The organism is Streptococcus mitis, assembly GCF_000722765.2.
In the GTDB taxonomy this organism is placed as follows: Bacteria; Bacillota; Bacilli; order Lactobacillales; family Streptococcaceae; genus Streptococcus; species Streptococcus mitis_AQ.
Genome location: NZ_CP028415.1, coordinates 1,043,781 through 1,059,807, shown reverse-complemented (window position 1 = coordinate 1,059,807; position 16,027 = coordinate 1,043,781). Strand labels below are relative to the sequence as shown.

General features: G+C 41.0%; 20 protein-coding genes. 7 read left to right on the top strand and 13 right to left on the bottom strand.

Annotation, left to right across the window (positions count from 1 at the left end):
• Positions 1-10: 10 nt before the first annotated feature.
• Positions 11-478, top strand: coding sequence for an 8-oxo-dGTP diphosphatase (locus tag SK637_RS05530; protein WP_033688887.1), 468 nt, complete (start codon positions 11-13; stop codon positions 476-478).
• On the opposite strand, the gene SK637_RS05525 is transcribed toward SK637_RS05530, so the two are convergent.
• The 6 genes from SK637_RS05525 to coaB form a co-directional block, all read right to left on the bottom strand.
• A complete protein-coding gene (locus tag SK637_RS05525) occupies positions 475-990 on the bottom strand; it encodes a transcription repressor NadR (protein WP_033688886.1) in 516 nt (171 codons plus the stop codon). The genes SK637_RS05530 and SK637_RS05525 overlap by 4 nt on opposite strands.
• 11 nt (positions 991-1,001) lie before the next feature.
• Entirely contained in the window at positions 1,002-1,529 is a 528-nt protein-coding gene (locus tag SK637_RS05520; protein ID WP_033688885.1) for an ECF transporter S component, read from the bottom strand.
• A gap of 116 nt (positions 1,530-1,645) precedes the next feature.
• Positions 1,646-1,777, bottom strand: coding sequence for a hypothetical protein (locus tag SK637_RS10240; RefSeq protein ID WP_272898076.1), 132 nt, complete (start codon positions 1,775-1,777; stop codon positions 1,646-1,648).
• A gap of 87 nt (positions 1,778-1,864) precedes the next feature.
• Positions 1,865-2,428: an ECF transporter S component gene (locus SK637_RS05515; protein ID WP_033688884.1), complete on the bottom strand. Its 564-nt coding sequence runs from the start codon at positions 2,426-2,428 to the stop codon at positions 1,865-1,867.
• Entirely contained in the window at positions 2,412-2,963 is a 552-nt protein-coding gene (gene coaC / locus SK637_RS05510; protein WP_033688883.1) for a phosphopantothenoylcysteine decarboxylase, read from the bottom strand. Before coaC ends, SK637_RS05515 begins: the two co-directional genes overlap by 17 nt.
• A gap of 11 nt (positions 2,964-2,974) precedes the next feature.
• Positions 2,975-3,664 carry a phosphopantothenate--cysteine ligase gene (gene coaB / locus SK637_RS05505; protein ID WP_033688882.1) on the bottom strand — a complete coding sequence of 230 codons (690 nt, stop codon included), beginning with the start codon at positions 3,662-3,664 and terminating at the stop codon, positions 2,975-2,977.
• A gap of 226 nt (positions 3,665-3,890) precedes the next feature.
• Between coaB and SK637_RS05500 the strand changes: the two genes are divergently transcribed.
• From SK637_RS05500 to radC, 3 genes are all read left to right on the top strand, one after another.
• Positions 3,891-5,561 carry a formate--tetrahydrofolate ligase gene (locus SK637_RS05500; RefSeq protein ID WP_033688881.1) on the top strand — a complete coding sequence of 557 codons (1,671 nt, stop codon included), beginning with the start codon at positions 3,891-3,893 and terminating at the stop codon, positions 5,559-5,561.
• A gap of 161 nt (positions 5,562-5,722) precedes the next feature.
• Positions 5,723-8,014 (top strand): DNA helicase PcrA, encoded by a 2,292-nt coding sequence (gene pcrA / locus SK637_RS05495; RefSeq protein WP_033688880.1) that lies wholly within the window; start codon positions 5,723-5,725, stop codon positions 8,012-8,014.
• A gap of 42 nt (positions 8,015-8,056) precedes the next feature.
• The gene (radC, locus tag SK637_RS05490; RefSeq protein WP_033688879.1) at positions 8,057-8,737 is read left to right on the top strand and encodes a RadC family protein; all 681 of its coding nucleotides are present in this window, start codon (positions 8,057-8,059) and stop codon (positions 8,735-8,737) included.
• Here radC and SK637_RS05485 read toward each other — a convergent pair.
• The 7 genes from SK637_RS05485 to SK637_RS05455 all read right to left on the bottom strand — a co-directional run bounded on the left by SK637_RS05485 (position 8,734) and on the right by SK637_RS05455 (position 13,517).
• Positions 8,734-9,423, bottom strand: a complete 690-nt coding sequence (locus tag SK637_RS05485; RefSeq protein WP_033688878.1) for a gamma-glutamyl-gamma-aminobutyrate hydrolase family protein — start codon at positions 9,421-9,423, stop codon at positions 8,734-8,736. The genes radC and SK637_RS05485 overlap by 4 nt on opposite strands.
• Before the next feature lie 17 nt (positions 9,424-9,440).
• On the bottom strand, positions 9,441-10,094 hold the full coding sequence (locus SK637_RS05480; protein WP_033688877.1) for a redox-sensing transcriptional repressor Rex: 654 nt from the start codon (positions 10,092-10,094) through the stop codon (positions 9,441-9,443).
• 82 nt (positions 10,095-10,176) lie between these two features.
• A complete protein-coding gene (locus tag SK637_RS05475; protein ID WP_033688876.1) occupies positions 10,177-10,392 on the bottom strand; it encodes a DUF4649 family protein in 216 nt (71 codons plus the stop codon).
• Positions 10,393-10,399: 7 nt separating this feature from the next.
• On the bottom strand, positions 10,400-10,747 hold the full coding sequence (locus SK637_RS05470) for a DUF1831 domain-containing protein (RefSeq protein WP_033688875.1): 348 nt from the start codon (positions 10,745-10,747) through the stop codon (positions 10,400-10,402).
• Between the two features lie 4 nt (positions 10,748-10,751).
• On the bottom strand, positions 10,752-11,867 hold the full coding sequence (locus SK637_RS05465; RefSeq protein ID WP_033688874.1) for a cysteine desulfurase family protein: 1,116 nt from the start codon (positions 11,865-11,867) through the stop codon (positions 10,752-10,754).
• 9 nt (positions 11,868-11,876) lie between these two features.
• Positions 11,877-12,836, bottom strand: coding sequence for a ribose-phosphate diphosphokinase (locus SK637_RS05460; protein ID WP_001280886.1), 960 nt, complete (start codon positions 12,834-12,836; stop codon positions 11,877-11,879).
• 111 nt (positions 12,837-12,947) lie between these two features.
• Entirely contained in the window at positions 12,948-13,517 is a 570-nt protein-coding gene (locus tag SK637_RS05455; RefSeq protein ID WP_033688873.1) for a CYTH domain-containing protein, read from the bottom strand.
• 128 nt (positions 13,518-13,645) lie between these two features.
• Between SK637_RS05455 and yjbM the strand changes: the two genes are divergently transcribed.
• The 3 genes from yjbM to SK637_RS05440 are packed head-to-tail and all read left to right on the top strand — an operon-like array spanning position 13,646 to position 16,012.
• Complete coding sequence (gene yjbM, locus SK637_RS05450; RefSeq protein WP_033688872.1) at positions 13,646-14,317, top strand: GTP diphosphokinase; 672 nt, start codon at positions 13,646-13,648, stop codon at positions 14,315-14,317.
• Entirely contained in the window at positions 14,301-15,119 is an 819-nt protein-coding gene (locus SK637_RS05445) for an NAD kinase (protein WP_000799056.1), read from the top strand. The genes yjbM and SK637_RS05445 overlap by 17 nt, the downstream gene beginning before the upstream one ends.
• Positions 15,116-16,012, top strand: coding sequence for an RluA family pseudouridine synthase (locus SK637_RS05440; RefSeq protein WP_033688871.1), 897 nt, complete (start codon positions 15,116-15,118; stop codon positions 16,010-16,012). The genes SK637_RS05445 and SK637_RS05440 overlap by 4 nt, the downstream gene beginning before the upstream one ends.
• Positions 16,013-16,027: the final 15 nt, after the last annotated feature.

The following is a 16,027-nucleotide window of genomic DNA, read 5'->3' as shown; positions in this document are numbered from 1 at the left end:
GAGTAAATTTATGTCTCGAGCACAATTAACGATTTTAACAAACATTTGTCTGATTGAAGACCCCGAAACTCAGCGAGTGGTTATGCAGTACCGCGCTCCTGAAACCAATCGCTGGTCAGGTTATGCCTTTCCAGGAGGCCATGTAGAAAATGGCGAATCTTTAGCAGAGTCTGTCATTCGTGAAATCTATGAAGAAACAGGGTTGACTATCCAAAATCCTCAACTTGTCGGCATTAAAAATTGGCCACTAGATACAGGTGGGCGCTATATTGTCGTTTGTTACAAGGCAACTGAGTTCTCTGGTACCCTTCGCTCTTCAGATGAAGGAGAAGTTTCTTGGATTCAAAAAGACCAGATTCCAAACTTGGATCTGGCCTATGATATGTTACCCTTGATGGAGATGATGGAAGCTCCTGACAAATCTGAATTTTTCTACCCTCGCCGTACAGAAGACGATTGGGAAAAGAAAATTTTCTAATCCTTTACTAAATAACCAAGCTGATCCAAGGCCTCCTCGATATAGTGGAGGTCTTGTTGTGTTTCGGCTTCGACTAGGTGGTAATGGACACCATCTGTCAATTCAGATAAAGGTTTAAAATCAGAATGCTCAACTTGTTCTAGAAAATGTTGCACATCTCTGCGACAAGACAGTTTCAGCAAGGTTTCGATTTCTCCATAAACGGGATGGTCAATCAAGGTGTTTTGAACACGCCCACCATTATCAACGATAGCAAGGAGTTCTTGACCGATTTCTTCAACTTCATGTTTCACTTTGAAAAGTTTGTGGACGTATGGATTTACATCAACTTGCTTATAGACGTAGCCACGATTAGTGGATAGGATAGGAGCGCCATCGGCTCTCAAAATTGCAATGTCCTGTACAATGACCTGACGTGTGACATGAAAATGTTCCGCCAAACTTTGGCCATTAAGGGCTTTAGGAGCTTCTTTCAAGAGTTGGAGCAGAGCTTGTTTGCGATCTTTTGTCATAGCTTTTCCTTTTAACGGCGTTTTCGAAGCACTTTATAGACAGCTAGTGCTAATGTATAGTCTACCATACTATGGATAATTGTGCCAAATCCAACTAGCACAAATAGAACATAAAACATATTTTCTACATTGGTACCGGAAGTTGCATAAAAAATGATACAAGCTAATACTTCAGCAAGGGCATGGACAAGCGCTAACACAAAGTTGAAAATCCAGGAAGATTTTTGTTTATCTAGTGTTTCGGGGAATTTTTGTAGGTAAAGAGCTCCTAGAGTCCCAAAAAAGATATGGGAAAAAGCTCGAAATACGATAACCATAGGATAGCCAGCCATCAAAAATCCAAAACTAGAGGCTAGGATGACAAAAACAGCCATCAAGGGCGACAAGAACATGGCAATAAAAATAGCGATGTGGCTTCCTAAAGTATAGGAAGCAGGTGGAATGACGATCTTGAAAGGCATAACAATTGGAATCAAAATTGCAATAGCCGTTAAGAGGGCAGTCATTGTCATAAATTGTGTCTTTTTCCGTGTGTTCATAAGAATCTCCTTTTTAACTGTATATACACTAGTATAGTATAATAAACAAGACAATAAAGCAAGGATTTACTTGGGTTTATAGGTCATTTTTAAGTTAATACTCTTCGAAAATCTCTTCAAACCACGTCAGCTTCCATTTGAACCTCAAAACAGTATTTTGAGCTGACTTCGTCAGTTATATCCACAACCTCAAAAACGTGTTTTGAGCAACCTGCAGCTTGCCTCCTAGTTTGCACTTTGATTTTCATTGAGTATAAATATTGGTAAAGATTTCACTAAAAAGAAACTACTTCAAACAAAATCTCCACCTTCAAGCATGAAAGCGGAGATTGTTTTTATTTCTTCAAAGTTTGTAGTCTTGGAACAATGGCTAAGGTTAGAACTGCGGAAATAACTAATTCGGCAATCGAATTTGTTGAGATAACAGTTGCTAGGAGTTTTTGGATATTACCATCAAAAACATTTCCAAAAAGGTAAAAAATTCCACCAAGTACAAAGACTGTGTTGGTAAGTGAACCAAGGGCACCAGCTAAAATCAGACCAGTTTTATTTTTCATCAGTTTATAGACCAGATAAGGAGTTAAACCAATCAAAATACGTGGGACGATGGCAATGATAGCTGAGTAGATGTTACCATTTGGTACAAATGGGGAGAAGAGGTAGCTTGTCGGTAGAATTGTAATTGTGTTAACAGTTAAGCTAAGTAGCCCCATCAAAAATCCAAGTGTAACCCCAACGCGTGGACCGTAAATAATGCTGGCAATAATGACAGGAATATGAACGATGGTCGGTTTGATTGGAAATGGAAAAAGGTTAAAGACAAGCGAGCTCAGAAAGTGTATCACGAGCATGGTTGCAAAAAAGATAGCAATGGGTGCAATATTAGAGCGTTTTTTCATCGAGAGTTTCCTTTATTCTTTCTAAAATAATTGTGAGGTCAGCTAAAGCTCCTCGTCCGTGGTCTCCACAAGCTAGTAGGGATTCCTTTGGAGCAATCAGCTGATAGCCGTAGGTTTCTAATGTTTTCAGATTAGCCTGAGTTGCTGGATGGTCATACATTTTTGTATTCATAGCTGGTGCGATGAGTTTGGGAATATGACTTGGCAAGGCTAGAGCCATACAAGTTACCATGTTGTCAGCAAAGCCGTGGGCTAGTTTTGCAATAGTGTTAGCTGTTGCAGGGGCCAGGATAAATAAATCTGCTTTTTTTCCAAGTTCGATATGATTGACTTGAGCAGGATGGGGTTCCTTCATGACATCTAAGTGGACAGGATTCTGTGAGAGTACCTGCAGTGTCAAAGGTTGAATAAACTCTGTAGCAGCATGGGTCATTAAAACAGTAACTTGATGTCCTTGTTTTTTTAGAGAACTGACTAAATCTGCCGACTTGTAAGAGGCAATTGACCCCGTTACAGCCAAGAGAATGTTTGCCATAGCTTTCCTTTCTACGAATGATAGGCTTGAATTTTTTCAAGGAGGAGTTCTGCAATTTCTTCTTTAGTCTGGGCTGTTTGAAGCTGTTCTTTTTCAACAAAGATTGCACGATGCTGGTTTGCTGAGATTTGAGTCAGGTCATTCGCAATGATTAAGTCAGCTTGATTTTTGATGAGACTTTTTCGGGCAATCTCGATGAGATAATCCTCAGAGACATCAACCAGCAGTTTGAAACCAATCAGATGAATAGCAGGATTCCACTCCTTGACTAGAGAGATGATTTTGGGTGTCTTTTTTAGGAACAAAACCTGAACCTCGTCAGTTGAAGAAATCTTAGCTTGATGATTCTGCTTGCTTAAAAATTCTTCTAGATTGGAGCTAGCTTGGACCTCCTCAAGCCCTGTCATATAAATGGGAGTGTAGTCAGAGACAGCCATTGAGTGAATCAAGACCTGATAGTCCTTAACACGTTCTTGCATTTCAAGAAGAAGGTCGTTTGTATTGTTAATTTCTCGAATACTTAGGTTGGGATGGGCTTCTGGCTTCACGGCTCGTTTTGTTGTTATCAAACAAACTTCATGTCCTGCAGCAAGCAAGGTTTCTGTGATGATTTTCCCCAAGTGACCTGTAGAATGGTTAGTGATAGAGCGGACGCTATCGATGGCTTCACTGGTACCGCCCGATGTAACTAAAATTTTCATAGCACTATTGTACACAAAAATAAACGGTAAGTAAAATGAAAGCGATAAAATTTTGGTAAAAGGAAAGAGTATAGTTTCAAACTATAAAGCCATATAAAAATTAAGAAAGAAGGATAAAATCCTTTAAAAACGCAAATTTTACGAACGTTACCAGAGTTCCTTTCTATTAAAAATCTGTTTTTTGTGTTATAATGAATTATCATATAAGAGGTTAGAGGAGTTTTGAATGAAAACAGATATTGAAATCGCACAGAGTATTGAGTTGAAGCCAATCGTTGATGTTGTAGAGAAACTTGGTATTTCTTACGACGATTTGGAGTTGTATGGAAAGTACAAGGCTAAGCTCAGCTTTGATAAAATTCGTGCAGTTGAGAGCAATCCAGTTGGGAAATTGATTCTGGTTACTGCCATTAACCCAACACCTGCAGGTGAAGGAAAATCAACCATTACCATTGGTCTTGCGGATGCCTTGAATAAGATTGGCAAGAAAACAATGATTGCTATCCGCGAACCATCTCTTGGTCCAGTAATGGGGATTAAAGGTGGTGCTGCTGGTGGTGGTTACGCCCAAGTCCTGCCAATGGAAGACATCAATCTCCACTTCACTGGAGACATGCATGCCATTACAACTGCCAACAATGCTCTTTCTGCCTTGATTGACAACCACTTACACCAAGGGAATGAGTTGGGAATTGACCAACGTCGTATCCTCTGGAAACGTGTGGTGGACTTGAACGACCGTGCCCTTCGTCATGTGACCGTTGGACTTGGTGGTCCTCTAAACGGTATTCCTCGTGAGGATGGCTTTGACATTACCGTCGCTTCTGAAATCATGGCCATTCTTTGCTTGGCGACTGATATTGAAGATTTGAAACGCCGTTTGGCTAATATTGTTATCGGTTATCGCTATGATCGTACCCCTGTTTCTGTAGGTGATTTGCGGGTCGAGGGTGCCTTAGCATTGATTTTGAAGGATGCGATTAAACCGAACCTGGTTCAGACAATTTATGGAACGCCTGCCTTTGTACACGGTGGTCCATTTGCCAATATCGCTCACGGATGTAACTCTGTCTTGGCAACAAGCACAGCTCTTCACTTGGCTGATTACACAGTTACTGAAGCTGGTTTTGGTGCGGACCTTGGAGCTGAGAAATTCCTCGATATTAAGACACCAAACTTGCCTACATCTCCAGATGCAGTAGTTATTGTCGCAACCCTTCGTGCCCTTAAGATGAATGGTGGTGTGGCTAAAGACGCTCTGACTGAAGAAAATGTAGAAGCAGTTCGTGCAGGTTTTGCCAACTTGAAACGCCACGTTGAAAATATTCGTAAGTTCGGTATTCCAGCAGTTGTTGCTATCAACGAATTTGTATCTGATACAGAAGCTGAAATTGCAGCATTGAAAGAACTTTGTGCCTCAATCGATGTACCAGTTGAGTTGGCAAGTGTCTGGGCTGATGGTGCAGAAGGTGGAGTAACTCTTGCTGAAACGGTTGTCAAGACTATCGCTGAAAACCCAGCTAACTACAAACGTTTGTATGATAATGACCTTTCTGTCCAAGAAAAGATTGAAAAGATTGTTACTGAAATCTACCGTGGTAGCAAAGTAAACTTTGAGAAGAAGGCCCAAACACAAATTGCTCAAATCGTTCAAAACGGTTGGGACAAATTGCCAATCTGTATGGCTAAGACCCAGTATAGCTTCTCAGACAATCCGAATGCACTTGGAGCACCTGAAAACTTTGAAATTACCATTCGTGAATTGGTACCAAAATTAGGTGCAGGCTTTATCGTTGCCTTAACTGGTGATGTCATGACCATGCCAGGACTTCCAAAACGACCTGCTGCTCTTAATATGGATGTTGAAAGTGACGGAACTGTCCTAGGCTTGTTCTAGTATAATGCAATTGACTTTAAATGAGTTTGGAAATAATATCCAAGCTCATTTTTTATCTAGATATAAGAAGTTGCTTTCTACACGTAACCAGTCTAGGTAAAGATATTTTACCTGAATTCTGATATAATAGAAATATTGACTTCAAGAGTAAGGAAGAGAAGATGAACGCATTATTAAATGGAATGAATGACCGTCAGGCTGAGGCGGTGCAAACGACAGAAGGTCCCTTGTTGATCATGGCAGGGGCTGGTTCTGGGAAGACCCGAGTTTTGACCCACCGTATCGCTTATTTGATTGATGAGAAGCTGGTCAATCCTTGGAATATCTTGGCCATTACCTTTACTAATAAGGCTGCGCGTGAGATGAAAGAGCGTGCTTATAAGCTTAATCCAGCCACTCAGGACTGTCTGATTGCGACCTTCCACTCCATGTGTGTGCGTATTCTGCGTCGCGATGCGGACCATATTGGCTACAACCGTAATTTTACAATTGTCGATCCTGGTGAACAGCGAACGCTCATGAAACGCATTCTCAAACAGTTGAACTTGGATCCTAAAAAATGGAATGAACGAACTATTTTAGGGACTATTTCAAATGCTAAGAATGATTTGATTGATGATGTGGCTTATGCTGCCCAAGCTGGCGATATGTATACGCAAATCGTGGCCCAGTGTTACATGGCTTATCAAAAAGAGCTTCGTCAGTCAGAGTCAGTTGACTTTGATGATTTGATTATGCTGACCTTGCGTCTCTTTGATCAAAATCCTGATGTTTTGACTTACTATCAACAGAAATTCCAATACATCCACGTTGATGAGTACCAAGATACCAACCATGCCCAGTATCAATTGGTCAAACTCTTGGCTTCCCGTTTTAAAAATATCTGTGTGGTTGGGGATGCGGACCAGTCTATCTACGGCTGGCGTGGTGCTGATATGCAGAATATTTTGGACTTTGAAAAGGATTATCCCCAAGCCAAGGTTGTTTTGTTGGAGGAGAATTACCGTTCAACTAAAACCATTCTCCAAGCGGCCAACGAGGTCATTAAAAATAATAAAAACCGCCGTCCTAAGAATCTCTGGACTCAAAATGCTGATGGGGAGCAAATCGTTTACTATCGTGCCAATGATGAACTAGATGAGGCTGTATTTGTAGCCAAAACCATCGATGAACTGGGTCGCAACCAAAACTTCCTTCACAAGGATTTTGCAGTTCTCTATCGTACAAATGCGCAGTCTCGTACCATTGAAGAAGCCCTGCTCAAGTCAAACATTCCTTATACAATGGTTGGTGGAACCAAGTTCTACAGCCGTAAGGAAATTCGTGATATTATCGCTTACCTCAACCTCATTGCTAATTTGAGTGACAATATCAGTTTTGAGCGTATTATCAACGAGCCTAAACGTGGAATTGGCTCAGGAACGGTTGAGAAAATTCGTGACTTTGCGAATATGCAAAATATGTCTATGTTAGATGCTTCAGCTAATATCATGTTATCTGGTATCAAGGGTAAAGCAGCTCAGTCTATCTGGGATTTTGCCAATATGATTCTGGATTTGCGGGAGCAACTGGACCAGTTAAGCATTACTGAGTTGGTTGAGGCTATTCTAGAAAAAACAGGTTACGTCGATATTTTAAATGCTCAAGCGACTTTAGAAAGCAAGGCTAGGGTTGAAAATATTGAAGAGTTCCTCTCTGTGACGAAAAACTTTGATGACATCTTTGATGTGTCAGAAGAGGAAACTGGTCTGGACAAACTGAGTCGTTTCTTAAATGATTTAGCCTTGATTGCGGACACAGATTCAGGTAGTCAGGAGACATCAGAAGTGACCCTTATGACCCTACACGCTGCCAAAGGTCTCGAGTTTCCAGTTGTCTTTTTGATTGGGATGGAAGAAAATGTCTTCCCTCTTAGCCGTGCGGCTGAAGATCAAGATGAATTGGAAGAAGAACGCCGTCTGGCCTATGTAGGAATTACGCGTGCAGAGAAAATTCTCTATCTGACCAATGCCAACTCGCGCCTGCTTTTCGGTCGTACCAACTACAACCGTCCGACTCGATTTATTAACGAAATTAGTTCAGACTTGCTTGAGTATCAAGGTCTGGCTCGTCCAGCAAATACAAGCTTTAAAGCATCATATAGTAGTGGTGGTCTTGCCTTCGGTCAAGGTATGAGTTTGGCGCAGGCCCTCCAAGACCGTAAACGCAGTGCGGCTCCAAAAACTATCCAGTCAAGTGGCCTTCCGTTTAGTCAATTTTCAGCTGGTGCAAAATCAGCGTCTAGTGAAGCAAATTGGTCTATTGGTGACATTGCTCTCCACAAGAAATGGGGAGAGGGAACCGTTCTCGAAGTTTCAGGTAGCGGTGCTACGCAGGAATTGAAAATCAATTTCCCAGAAGTAGGTTTGAAAAAACTTTTAGCTAGTGTAGCCCCAATTGAGAAAAAAATCTAATTTTTCATCCTTCTCACGAATAATAAAGTGAGGAGGATTTTTATGTACAGTATTTCATTCCAAGAAGATTCACTATTACCAAGAGAAAGGCTGGCCAAGGAAGGAGTGGAAGCGCTCAGTAATCAAGAGTTGCTCGCTATTTTACTTAGGACAGGAACACGTCAAGCTAGCGTTTTTGAAATTGCCCAGAAAGTTTTGAACAACCTTTCAAGTCTAACGGATTTGAAAAAAATGACCCTGCAGGAATTGCAGAGTCTGTCTGGTATCGGGCGAGTTAAGGCTATAGAGTTGCAAGCTATGATTGAACTGGGTCATCGTATTCACAAGCATGAGACCCTTGAAATGGAAAGTATTCTCAGCAGCCAAAAGTTAGCCAAGAAGATGCAGCAGGAGTTGGGACATAAAAAACAAGAGCACCTGGTGGCGCTCTATCTCAATACTCAAAATCAAATCATCCATCAACAGACCATTTTTATCGGCTCAGCTACTCGCAGTATCGCTGAACCACGAGAGATTCTTCACTATGCTATCAAGCATATGGCGACTTCACTCATCTTGGTCCACAATCATCCTTCAGGAGCAGTAGCCCCTAGTCGTAATGATGATCATGTCACTAAACTTGTCAAAGAAGCCTGCGACCTGATGGGGATTGTCCTCTTGGACCATTTGATTGTCTCTCATTCTAGTTACTTTAGTTATCGTGAAAAGACAGATTTAATCTAAAGTTCATTAACGACATAGTCAAAGAGGTTTTTATCTTTGGGACGATTTTCAAAAAGAAATTCTGGGTGCCATTGGACACCGAGAAAGGCGACATCATCCGTACTTATGACAGCTTCAATGATACCATCTTTAGGATCATGAGCCGCAATCTTTAAATTTGGTGCTAAATCCTTGATGCTCTGGTGGTGGAAGGAGTTGATATGGGAAATTTCTCCATAGATTTCTCGAAGAACAGTATCTGGTTCTGTCATCAAGCGTTGAGTTGTGTACTCGGCAGAACAATCTTGCCAGTGGTCTTCTATATCTTGATACAGAGTTCCACCCATGGCAACGTTAAAGAGTTGAGTCCCACGGCAGACAGAAAAAATAGGCTTTTTCTGGTTAATAGCTTCCTTGATGAGGGCCAGTTCGAAGATATCTCTTTGAAGGTGGTAGTCATCGCTATCAATGGTTTTCGGTTCACCATAGAATTTTGGATCGACATTTTGCCCACCTGTCAAGATGAGCTTGTCAATCATACTGATATAGTGGCAGGCCATTTCTTGATCACCAATCGGTAGGATGATGGGAATTCCTCCAGCTTCTTTAACGCCTTCAACAAAGCCTTTTGCTGCGTAGCTCATCATGATGTCATCATCTGGATGAGTTTTTTCGTTTCCTGTAATCCCTATAACTGGTTTTTTCATAAAATGATTTTCGCTTTCTAATCCTCTTTTCGCATGAAGTAGAGGAGGGTTTGGAGTTCACTTGTCAAATCGACATACTGAACGACCACATCTTTTGGTAAATGCAGATGGACTGGTGAAAAACTGAGAATTCCTTTCACGCCAGCATCCACCAAGAGATTGGCAACCTCTTGTGACTTGACGCTGGGAACTGTCAGGATAGCAGTCTTCACATCAGCATCCTTGATTTTATCCTTGATTTTATCCTTGATTTGAGAAATCCCGTAAATGGGAATTCCATCAGGAGTTTGGGTACCGACTTCGGGATGGTCATCTAGGTCAAAGGCCATGATAATTTTCATCTTATTACGCTCGTGGAAGCGGTAGTGGAGAAGAGCATGGCCCATATTTCCAATACCTACCAGCATGACATTGGTAATGGAGTTATCATTGAGCAAATCGGCAAAAAATGTCATCAGTTTTTTGACATCATAGCCAAAACCACGACGACCTAGTTCACCAAAATAGGAAAAATCACGACGTACGGTCGCTGAATCAATCCCAATGGCCTCTGCAATTTGTTTAGAGTTGGCACGTTCAATCTTTTCTGCATGAAATCTCTTAAAAATTCGATAGTAGAGAGAGAGTCTTTTCGCTGTAGCTTTTGGAATAGCAGACTGTTTATCTTTCACAAAATCACAACCTTTCTATTCTTCTATTTTATAGAAACATTGTGAAAAAATCAACAAAAACAAGAAAAAACTAAGAAAAATCTTAGTTTTGATGTAAAAAATCTGCATGTGATAGAAAACGGTAGAGGTCTCCGACTAGTCCTTGGTAAACTTCCTGTCCATTAAAGGTTAAAGAAGTCACATAAAGTGTATCTGGTAGGGTCACACAGCCTGACAAAGCTAGCATGAGAGCATCGTAATCTTCATACTTGAGAGTCCGCTCTACATGATAGCTATCCTTATAGGTTAATTTAAACATATGGGACCTATCTTTCAGATTTTGTAAAGACACCACGTTCTACCAAGCTATCCATGAGGAAGTAGAATTTTTCCTGATGAATGTGGTGGTCTTCTGATTTGAAAATATCAACTAGACGTAGCCCAAACTTGTCAGTGATATTGATTTTAGCACCTGTAAGTTCCTTGTTAATGATGATTTTGAGTTGGAATCCCTCACCGCTGTTCGGAACTTTTTCCAAAAGGCGAGTCAATTCATAGTTACCAACCTTAGTTTCAAAAAAGGTGTTGTCCTTAAGGGTGAATTTTTTAACAGAAGGGCTAAGAGTGTAGTCGTAACAACAATTTTTTAACTGAATGGTTTTTTCAAATGCCATATGGCTAACCTCCGATAATTTCTTTTAAGGTTTTTGCGAGGGTTTGTAGGTCTTCAACAGTATTTTGTGGCGACAAACTGATACGAACGGATTCCTTCAAGCGTTCTGAATTTGCTCCGTACATAGCTTCAAGAACATGGCTGGATTGGACAATGCCTGCAGTACAGGCTGAGCCAGTAGAGATTGAAATTCCAGCCAAATCTAGACGAAGGAGTAAGAGGTCGTTTTTCTGGCCAGGAAATCCAATATTGAGAACATAAGGGAGATGGTGTTCGCCTCTATTCAGGTAATACTGAACTCCCTCTAGCTCTGCCAGAAAGGCAGTTTCTAGATTTTGTACATGTTGAAAATGTTCTTCTTGCTTTTCTAAATCTTCTTTTAGGGCTGCAAGCATGCCTACGATGGCAGCTAGATTTTCAGTCCCTGCACGTTTTTTCTGTTCTTGGTCTCCGCCATGTAGATAGGAATCAAAGTCCATGCTAGATGCGTAGAGAAAACCGACTCCCTTAGGCCCCTGGAACTTGTGGGCAGAAGCAGTGAGAAAATCAATGCCCAATTCTTCTGGGTGAATAGGGATTTTACCGATAGCCTGAACTGCATCGACATGATAGGCAGCAGGATGTTGCTTGAGTATTTGGCCAATTTCAGCAATGGGCAGTAGGTTTCCTGTCTCATTATTAGCAAACATGGTAGAAACCAAAATCGTATCGTCACGTAAAGCATTTTGAATTTGTTGGGCTGTGATTTCTTGATTTTCTGGCTGGATAATAGTTGCTTCAAACCCAAAGTGTTGAACCAAGTAATCAATTGTTTCAAGGACGGCATGGTGCTCAATGGCAGTTGTGATGATATGTTTTCCTCGTTCTTGGTGACGAAGGCAGTAGCCAATGATGGCAGTATTGTTGCCTTCAGTCCCACCAGAAGTGAAAAAGATATGTTGAGGTTTTGTCCCCAGTAACTGGGCTAGTTCCTGACGAGCTTCTCTCAAGAGTTTACCAGCTTGACGACCATGACCATGAATACTAGAAGGGTTTCCGTGGGTTTCTTGCATAACCTTGGTCATCGCTGAAATAGCAACTGCCGACATGGGAGTCGTTGCAGCATTGTCCAAATAAATCAAAGAATCACCTTATTTCTTTTTGTTATAGCCAAAGAGTGGGCTGACTGGTTTTCTTTCGTGGATACGGACGATAGCATCACCAATTAACTCACTAGCAGTGATGTAGCATACGTTTTTAGGAGTTTTTTCTTTTGTGGCTACTGAATCAGTCACAAGAATTTCTTTAATCTTAGTATTGTCAAGAAGTTCATCAGCACCTTCAACGAAGAGGCCGTGGCTAGAAACAGCATAAATTTCTGTAGCCCCTTCACGTTCAACGATTTTGGCAGCTTCAGAGAAGGTACGTCCTGTATTTAAAATGTCATCAATCAAGATGGCTTTTTTACCTGCAACATCACCGATGATATAGCCTTCGTTGCGAGTTGCATCGTCTTGAGGGTAGTCGATAATGGCGATAGGAGCATCAAGATATTCAGCCAGGCTACGAGCACGTTTCACCCCTGAATTTTTAGGGCTAACGACAACAACATCTGAACCTCTTAATCCTTTATCACAGTAGTGTTTAGCAAAGAGAGGAACAGTGTAAAGATTATCTACAGGAATATCAAAGAAACCTTGTACTTGAACTGCATGTAAGTCGAGGGTAAGGACACGATCTACACCAGCTTTAACTAGCATGTTAGCAACTAGTTTAGCTGTTAGTGGTTCTCTAGATGATGCAATTCTATCTTGGCGTGCATAGCCAAAATACGGAAGGACAACGTTGATACTGTGGGCACTTGCACGCACACAAGCATCAACCATGATTAACAATTCCATTAGGTGGTTGTTAACAGGGAAACTTGTAGATTGGATGATGTAAACATCGTAACCACGGACACTCTCTTCGATATTAACTTGGATCTCTCCGTCAGAAAATTGACGTGATGATAGTTTTCCAAGTGGGACACCAACAGCTTGAGCAATTTTCTGTGCAATCTCTTGGTTAGAATTGAGTGCGAAAAGTTTCATGTTTTTTTTATCTGACATTATAGACCGTCCTCTGTAAACTTTTGAAATCCTAGCTATATCTGCCTAGCCTATATGAACTGGGATTTTTGTATTTTATCTTTTCTATTTTACCAAAAAATAGAGATTATTTCAGCTATTTTTCATGCTTTTGACAAATCGGACCAATTTTGAGGGAGCTTTTTGGTAGGAAATCTGATTTTTCTCTAAAAATTGTTGGAAATCTTGTTTCCCTTGCTCGTGATTTTCCACTTCAAGCTCTAATTCGTAATCTGTTATATCAAAGTATTGACTCTCATCCAGTGCCATGAGACCGATAGCTGTTTTCATTTCATAGCGAAGCGTTGTGAGACAACCAAGAACCTGCCAATTTTTACTTTGGATACCATGTTTAGCCAATTCTTCGAGCACCAGTCCCTGAGGAAGTTCTTTCTTGCTCAGATAGTTTTCAGCATTTTTTAGTTGCAATTTTTGGTTGTATTCCATGTTTCCAACACTTTGTGGGACTTTGAGTGTCAATTCTGCCCAGTCTTCAAAGGTTCGAATACGCATAGCGACTTTCTTTTCTCGCAGTTCAAAATCAGGCGTGTCGATGTAGTAATTTTTTTGAAGGACAGGAGTGACACCTGTGAACTGCTCTTTTAGACGATTGTATTCATCTTTTTTCAAGAGTGTTTTCAATTCAATTTCTAAATGTTTCAATTTTCTTACCTTTTCTTTATCTATGAAAGCGGATTATATGATATAATAGCTTTGTATTTATTGTATATGAATCTGGAGAAAAAATCAAAGATATTTTTGAAGGATAATATGAGAACAAGGGAGAATATATGACCTTAGAATGGGAAGAATTTCTAGATCCTTACATTCAAGCTGTTGGTGAGTTAAAGATTAAACTACGTGGTATTCGCAAGCAATATCGCAAGCAAAATAAGCATTCTCCTATTGAGTTTGTGACGGGTCGAGTCAAGCCGATTGAGAGCATCAAGGAAAAAATGGCTCGGCGTGGCATTACTTATGCGACCTTGGAACACGATTTGCAAGATATTGCTGGTTTGCGTGTGATGGTTCAGTTTGTAGATGACGTTAAGGAAGTAGTGGAGATTTTGCGCAAACGTCAGGATATGCGGATCATACAGGAGCGAGATTACATTACTCATCGAAAACCATCAGGTTACCGTTCCTATCACGTGGTAGTAGAATATATGGTTGACACCATCAATGGAGCTAAGACCATTTTGGCGGAAATTCAAATACGTACCTTGGCCATGAATTTCTGGGCAACGATAGAACATTCTCTCAACTACAAGTACCAAGGGGATTTCCCAGAGGAGATTAAGAAGCGGCTGGAAATCACGGCCAAAATTGCCCATCAGTTGGATGAAGAAATGGGTAAAATTCGAGATGATATCCAGGAAGCCCAGGCACTTTTTGATCCTTTGAGTAGAAAATTAAATGACGGTGTAGGAAACAGTGACGATACAGATGAAGAATACAGGTAAACGAATTGACCTGATAGCTAATAGAAAACCACAGAGTCAAAGGGTTTTGTATGAATTGCGAGATCGTTTGAAGAGAAATCAGTTTATACTCAATGATACCAATCCAGATATCGTTATTTCCATCGGTGGGGATGGTATGCTCTTGTCGGCCTTTCATAAGTACGAAAACCAGCTTGACAAGGTCCGCTTTATCGGTGTTCACACTGGACATTTGGGCTTCTATACGGACTACCGTGATTTTGAGTTGGACAAGCTAGTGACTAATTTGCAGCTAGATACCGGAGCAAGAGTCTCTTACCCTGTTCTGAATGTGAAGGTTTTTCTTGAAAATGGTGAAGTGAAGATTTTTAGAGCACTAAATGAAGCCAGTATCCGCAGGTCTGATCGAACCATGGTGGCGGATGTTGTGATTAACGGTGTCCACTTTGAACGTTTTCGTGGAGATGGGCTAACAGTTTCGACACCGACTGGTAGTACAGCCTATAACAAGTCGCTCGGTGGAGCTGTTTTACACCCAACCATTGAAGCTTTGCAATTAACGGAAATTGCCAGCCTTAACAATCGTGTCTATCGAACCCTGGGTTCTTCCATTATTGTTCCTAAGAAGGATAAGATTGAACTTATCCCGACGAGAAACGATTACCATACTATTTCGGTTGACAATAGCGTTTATTCTTTCCGTAATATTGAGCGTATTGAGTATCAAATCGACCATCATAAGATTCACTTTGTAGCATCACCGAGCCACACCAGTTTCTGGAATCGTGTTAAGGACGCTTTTATCGGCGAGGTGGACGAATGAGGTTTGAATTTATCGCAGATGAGCATGTCAAGGTTAAGACCTTCTTAAAAAAGCACGAGGTTTCTAAGGGGCTACTGGCTAAGGTTAAGTTTCGAGGCGGAGCTATTTTGGTAAATGATCAACCACAAAATGCAACGTATCTATTGGATATTGGAGACCGAGTTATCATAGATATTCCCGCTGAGGAAGGCTTTGAAACTCTCGAAGCAATCGAGAGACCATTAGACATTCTCTATGAGGATGACCATTTTCTAGTCTTGAATAAACCCTATGGAGTGGCTTCTATTCCTAGTGTGAATCACTCCAATACCATCGCTAATTTTATCAAGGGTTACTACGTCAAGCAAGACTATGAAAATCAGCAGGTTCACATTGTGACTAGGCTCGATAGGGACACTTCTGGCTTGATGCTCTTTGCCAAGCACGGCTATGCCCATGCACGATTGGACAAGCAGTTGCAGAAGAAGTCCATTGAAAAACGCTACTTTGCCCTCGTTAAAGGAGATGGATATTTGGAGTCAGAGGGGGAAATTATTGCTCCGATTGCGCGTGATGAAGACTCCATTATTACCAGACGTGTAGCTAAAGGTGGAAAGTATGCTCATACTTCTTACAAGATTGTAGCTTCTTATGGAAATATTCACTTGGTCGATATTCGCCTGCATACTGGACGAACCCACCAAATCCGAGTCCATTTTTCTCATATCGGTTTTCCTTTGTTGGGAGATGACTTGTACGGTGGTAGTCTAGATGATGGAATTCAGCGCCAAGCCCTACATTGCCATTACCTATCTTTTTATCATCCTTTTCTAGAGCAAGACTTGCAGTTAGAAAGTCCCTTGCCGGATGATTTTAGCAACCTTATTACCCAGTTATCAACTAATACTCTATAAAAACTGATTCAGAGT